Here is a 6391-nt window from a genome sequence, read left to right as displayed (position 1 = left end):
TTTTGGCATGTTTTTCACCATTGATTACCAGCGCGTTTAACTAAATTTACCATTTTCATTTAACCAGATTTTGCTTTTTTGATTAACCAGATTTACGCATTTCAGTTAACGAAACAGATTAAACATGACGAGTCAAGCCACGACAGGCTCGCGTCGTACTGCGGCCTGGCGCCGCGCAACTGCCAGGCGGGGACCTCGATCTCCTCGGTGACGGCATCGCGCCAAGGCAACAAAAGGCTGAAGAACCTGCTCATATTCTCGTGCAACGACCTTACCCGGACAGAGGGCAGATGGAGCGACTACTACGCCAGGTGCCGAGAACGTGGCATGCCGCACGGCAAGGCGCTCAAAACGCTGGCGCGAAAGAGGTTGAAGGTCACCTACGCGATCATGCGGGACAGGGTGCCCTAAGCCGCCTAGTCGAAACGCAGCACTCCGAACAGACTGGAGTCTGCCGGTCGAAAGGCCTGGCGTCAGCATTTCGCGATTCAATCTCGCGAACGGCATTCCCCGGTTGACAAAACTATAGGAACACCTGTGCTGTTACTCCTGCTATGCGCGTGATTGAGTATCCGCTAGCTTAAACACTGCTGAATATCGCGTAACAGCACCGCCGTTATCATGTGTTGGCATCTGGGCAGACGCTGGTCCTTGTGCCCTTTTATTGCTAGCGCTCCATCTGCAGCACTGCCGCATGATGGCCTTTCCCATGTCGGCCCAGATCGCGTCTATGTGAAACCTCCTCGTTCAGTCGACCGCATGGCGGCGCGAGTGTAACGGGATGCCTGGAGATGCATTTAATAGCGGTGCCCGACGGCAATATTCGGTCAGGAAGACAGCGGTGCTGATTCGCAATACAGGTGGTGTCGAAAGGGCCTAGGACTCATGTGATTGCATAAGCCGCAACAGTGCTGAAAAGGCTAACTGCTTTTGTTCGTGCATTGGCATCATATTCATAAAAACAACCGGTCCCGACGTTGAATCTAAAATCATCGTTTAGCATTGATCCTGGCTGTTTCCAGAAAGCCACTAGTTTTTTTAACTCATACATGAAAAGGAGGTGACGAAAATGGAGAAAGAAGAAATCGAGCTGGCCAGCGATAAATCGGCTTCCGACATCGAGATCACTGTTGAAGAACTTCTGGACTTCGGCATTGATGTTGATCAGGTTATACAGCGCCGCTGCTAAGGTCTGATAACACAATCGCCTCCGTTTAATGTGACGGAGGCGATTCCTATTCGCCCGAAAGAAAGGAGCTCAAGTTGAAGGTTGATTTCACTCTGATCAATCCGGTGAATCACTACAGGAAGACCCTTGTTGATAATCTGGCCATCTTGAATCTAAGGGCCGTTTCTGAAGCAGCGGGATTTTCAACTCACGTTATTGACTTTCAGCGTAAGTTCCTCGAAGAAGAAAAGACTTTTTCAAAAGAAATCTATCGGTGGTTCTCCGACGAAATAAAAGCAATCGACTCCCATGTTTTTGGTGTTTCGATCATGAACGCCTCTTATATCTGGGGCATCATGATAGCGAAGATTATTAAACGGGCGCATCCCGAATCGGTTATCATATTTGGTGGTCCCCAGATCACTTCACTTCGAGAAATGGTTTTTCAGGATTGTCCCGAGGTTGACTTTCTATCGATCTTTGATGGGGAAGAAACCCTCCCGCTTCTACTCGAATATATTGCTTGCGGCGCTCAGGGCGATTTACCTAAAAATTCGATTTCTAAAACCGGGGATTCTGGATTATGCGAGTTGATTGAATACGACATTAACAACCTTCCGGAACTCGACTACTCCAATTCATACGGCATGAACGTGGTCAACATTGAGGCAGGTAGAGGTTGCCCGTTTAATTGCTACTATTGCTCATCCAGAGTGCTTCTCGGTCAGAAAGCGCGATTTCTTAATGTCGACAAACTGCTCGAAACCTCGCAGCGTGTCTACGATTGCATGGCAAAAACCGGCACTCTTTCTTCAATTAACTATAATCATGATAACTTTTTAGCATCGCACAAGTACTTCTTTGAATTTGCAGTCAAAAAATATGCAATGAATTATGATTTCAAATACAACTGTGAGGGACGAATCGATACGATAACTCCCGAGATCATTGGCCTACTTAAGGCAACCGGATGTATCTCCGTATTTGTTGGCTTGGAAACTGGCTCGCAAAGAATACAGCGAATCTGCCGGAAAAACTTGAATCTTAAAAAAGTAATTCCTACCGTAAAATCCATCATTTCCTCTGGCATGAGATTCGAAACCAATTTTATCATCGGTTTTCCAGAAGAAACATATTCCGAAGTACTCGACACCCTTGCCCTTGCTCAAGAAGTCGCGTCGACCAGTTTTATGTCAAACGTTGACTTTTCCTATATGAGCCCAGAGCCTCTTACTGATGTTGCTCAAGGGGTGAATAAAGAGGATTATATCATCGTAAAAGAATCTCAGTATTACTTAGATTTACTTGCTGCCGGAATTGACCCAAACAGCCTGTCACCTCTTCATTTCAATCATCTGTACACAGTCAGAAATGAAAATTACGACATTCTTGACGTGCTCGCGCGTGCCGATACGTATTTTGATTTGATAAACCATTTTAAATTCGCAACCTACCTTATGATTCATCGAGATGGTAGAAGCATTGAAGATATTTTTGAAATGTGTCGCGATCGTGATGCATTTGCCGTTGCAGAAAGCTATACGGCAACTCTAGATCAAGCTGGTGTGTATTATGCGGTTTCTTGTTTCGAAATCGACCGGCTGGCAATAGTTCGTCGAGAAGAAAGAGCGCAGGATGTCCTATTCTATCGATACCCTGTTCAAAAGCTTTATCAGCTCTTCATTGAGACTATGAACATTTCAGGCTTCGAATCAGTGGCGAGCACCCCGACAAAAATAGTCGTTAGGAGTGCCAAATGAATAAGAATGCCACTGCGCAGCTGCACATCTATTCCGCCTTTTTCGTTCTCGCGGGATTTGTTTTAAATCGGGGAGTGTTTCTACTTTTCCTTGCGGAGAAAGGAATGTCTGTCACGGAAATCGCGCTTTATCAAGCCCTGTTTAACATTGCAACGGTCGTCCTCGAGCTGCCAACAGGGCTGATAGGCGATTTCTTTGGAAAGAAGTTCTCGATTCAAGTGGGCGTGCTGCTGCTTTTCTTCCATACGGCTGGCATGCTGTTGATCTCAGGCCCCTTTCTCGTCGCGCTTTCCCTTGTTGAGGCACTCGCCTACTCCCTTCAATCGGGATCCGAACAAGCACTTTTATATGAAATTGCCCGAAATGCCGGTCAAGGAGAGCGCTTCCTCACCATCAACGCTCGGCTGCTTGCCGCGCAATCAATCGCGACGGGAGTGGCAATCGTACTTGGATCATTCATTGCCCAAGTATCTTGGAGTGCCCTCTACGTATGCGTTTCCGTTTTCTATCTCCTGCAGCTTTTCCTTCTGTATCCCATTGAGAGGATGGAAACGACCCATTCCAAAAACTCTGGGGAGGAAAGGTTTGACGTAGCCAAGGTCTTCAGACGCGAAACCTGGTGCATTGGAGAATCCGCTTTTGCGGTGTTGCTTCTTCTAATCGGCACAAGCATGCTCGATGGATTCTATGGGAGTTATTACAACTTGAATCAGTTGGTATTCGACGCATTTGATGCTCCCGTCTCCATAATAGGAATCTTTTTCGGTGCATCCTATGCAGTAAATGCGACGGCCTACATTGCAGCAGATTTTTTCTCATCGCGTTTCGGGAAAAGAAATACCATGCTCGGCTCGATGCTAATCGAGGCCGGTCTTTTCATGATTCTTCCGTGGTTCGCTTCAAATCCGCTGTGTTTGTTTGGCCTTAGCATGGTGCTTTGTTTTCTCCCAGAAGTGGTGTACATCACTTCGGAAAACTTAATCCAAGACGCGATAGCGGACGATCTCCGCGCGACGATCCTTTCCGTCGCGTCTCTGGTAAGGGCTCTCTTTTCTGCAATGTTTTTCTCCATATTTGGATATGTGTTGGGGTTATATCCCATTCAGATAGCGCTCGGTGTTATTGGCGCAATCGCGATAGCAATTACCGCCGTTGTTTCTTTAAAAATGGTAGGAATACATGTCTCCAAGAATTGATATATCGATTGACGAGCTGCCCGAAGCGTCGAGCCTTCTTGATGGACATGACTATTCGTCACAAATCATTCAGCGTATCGCCGGGGTTCCAGTAATACTCGATGCATCGGGATGCCCTCATTCCCCTTTTTTCGAAGTTGAATATGATGACAGGACGATTAGGTTTACAAGTCGACATGATAATGAGCATATTGTCGAGTTGGGGAGGAAGCTTGACTACGTCCATCACAATTGCAGCGGCTTTCTAAAGACTTTCTTTTTGAGAATAGATGTAATTGATGGTCACTGCTATTCGCTAAGCAATCATGCAAAGTCGCTGTCCATTGCATTCCGGACCGGAGGAAGGGTGGGACCATTTTTACATCTCCTCTCTTCTCACTATTTTTGTGTCAATGATTTTTCTGTTACGCAAATCGGAAGGCAGAAAGTCAAACTGAGCAGCGCTGCGTGCACTCAGACTATGACGATAAAGCGCATCGAGAATAGATGGATTGACGTCTTGTGTTTTCTTCTCGGAAGAACCATGGCAAGCTGCAATACAAACATGCCCTTATTAATTGAGCGCTATTGCAAGAGCGCGCGGCTGCACCATGGATTATCTGGCATAGAGGCTGTTATCGTTTTTTCAAACAAGCACTCTCCCTATTTCGCCGACGAAGAAGGACGTAGGAACATCCTCTCTCTCGTTGACACAGAGGCAATCAGAAGACTTCTGTCGCCGAAACTGAAAGATCCTTCCTTCGATTACGGCGTGAATAAATCCGATGAACAAAGAGAGATAACTGCGAAATTATCAATTTCATACGACAAATACTACCCCAATAAAAAGATTGTAAAACTTATAGCGCTTCAATTAGCATCGTCAGGCAGGTATCATCCAAAACTCATGTCGAGTGATTATTTCTCTCCTCAATCGGATTGGGCGGATGTACACCTGCTTTTAATTCCGAATACTTTCAATGACCCTATTTTTATCTACTATCAACTCGCACTACTGACGGGCTTGGGCAACCGCATGCGTCTCCAAAAGTATTTATCGGTTTTGAGCAGGTATTTTTCTGGCATGATTTCGCGCCAGGCGTTTAACGAGAGAGCCGTCGAACTGTTTGGCGAGGCTGCGTGTTTTCTGCCGATCGGACGACTCTCCAGCGCCTTCTTCATGCGAAACACTTTTCCAGAAGAAGGCTTGAGGGAAAGGATATTAAATGTTCTATTGGAACGATAGTGCTTATATCAGGAGAGATTCCAACGAACTTATATTGCAAGGATTAAAATCGCGAGTGAGGGTCAAAATCTCTGATTTGAGTACAAATCTTTTTGAGCAGCTCGCCAAACAAAATACGATAGATGAGACGAACCTTGAAGCTCGCGAGCAACGATTCTTGCTGAGGCTCAACGAACTTGGTTTTCTAGAGACTGAAGAATACGAGCTGGAATCACCCCACTCGAGGACAGCTCGCTTTTTGTCTTATTATTCCGACGCTCCGCTGACGTTACTTAAGCAAATCGGCGCCGTTCATCTTGCCATCGTTGGTATGGGCGGCATAGGGCAGGTGGTGGCGGAGCATTTGGCTGCTGCTGGAGTTCGGCATTTTACATTAATCGACGGGGATCGAGTTGAGAGGTCAAACGTAAATCGTCAGTTTCTTGTTGGTCCCGACGAAATAGGAGAAGCAAAAGTAGAGGCAGTTTCCAAAACACTTGTTAATCGCTATCCGGATCTTTCGCTTAATCCAGTTGCGTCTTACGTCCGCTCTGCCGAAGAACTCATGCGTTGCGTTCCTTCGAGGACTTCAATGCTTGTTTGCGCTGCAGACAGTGGGGAGGGGGTCAATCCCAGGTCAATAGTTCTTGAAGCATGTATAGAAAAGGACATCCCCTGTGCATTTTGTGCTGTTGGAGTAGCTGATGGGGAAATTGGTCCTATTCTCGAAAAGCAGAGCGATATGAAATCCTATCTCTCTTTCCTCCAGCGAGCCGAAGAGAACATAGTCCGCATGCCCGTACCAAAGGGATCAATTTGTTTTACGAACACTCTTGTGGGAACTGCGCTAGCAATGGAGATATACCGATATCTTTGTACAGGATCGAGCCCCATGCATCAACATACATGCTTCTGCTCCTTCATGAACTTTAAGGGTTTCTAACAGTTTAGATAACGGGTGATGCCGCACCTATCCCAAGCTGCGGTAAGTCGCGTCGGCCATCAGGATATGGCGCACCACCCTTGCAGTCGGGTCCCACCTGTCGCGCGCCTGGTTGACCCT

The 6391-nt window shown here is 46.6% G+C and carries 5 protein-coding genes; all 5 read left to right on the top strand.

Translation table 11 applies throughout. The annotated features are described in order from the left end of the window. Positions 1–78 precede the first annotated feature (78 nt). On the top strand, positions 79–411 hold the full coding sequence (locus RX395_RS09455) for a transposase (RefSeq protein WP_316367188.1): 333 nt from the start codon (positions 79–81) through the stop codon (positions 409–411). An 852-nt stretch (positions 412–1263) separates the two neighbouring features. Next, positions 1264–2928, top strand: a complete 1665-nt coding sequence (locus RX395_RS09450; protein ID WP_260699945.1) for a B12-binding domain-containing radical SAM protein — start codon at positions 1264–1266, stop codon at positions 2926–2928. Then, complete coding sequence (locus RX395_RS09445; RefSeq protein WP_152067959.1) at positions 2925–4124, top strand: MFS transporter; 1200 nt, start codon at positions 2925–2927, stop codon at positions 4122–4124. The genes RX395_RS09450 and RX395_RS09445 overlap by 4 nt, the downstream gene beginning before the upstream one ends. Then, positions 4108–5349, top strand: a complete 1242-nt coding sequence (locus RX395_RS09440) for a hypothetical protein (protein WP_152067960.1) — start codon at positions 4108–4110, stop codon at positions 5347–5349. The genes RX395_RS09445 and RX395_RS09440 overlap by 17 nt, the downstream gene beginning before the upstream one ends. Beyond that, complete coding sequence (locus RX395_RS09435; protein ID WP_316367182.1) at positions 5330–6271, top strand: ThiF family adenylyltransferase; 942 nt, start codon at positions 5330–5332, stop codon at positions 6269–6271. The genes RX395_RS09440 and RX395_RS09435 overlap by 20 nt, the downstream gene beginning before the upstream one ends. Positions 6272–6391: the final 120 nt, after the last annotated feature.

This window comes from Collinsella aerofaciens (assembly GCF_032584215.1).
Taxonomy (GTDB): Bacteria; Actinomycetota; Coriobacteriia; order Coriobacteriales; family Coriobacteriaceae; genus Collinsella.
The sequence above is the reverse complement of the archived record's forward strand: the minus strand, read 5'-3'. Positions and strand labels throughout refer to the sequence as shown.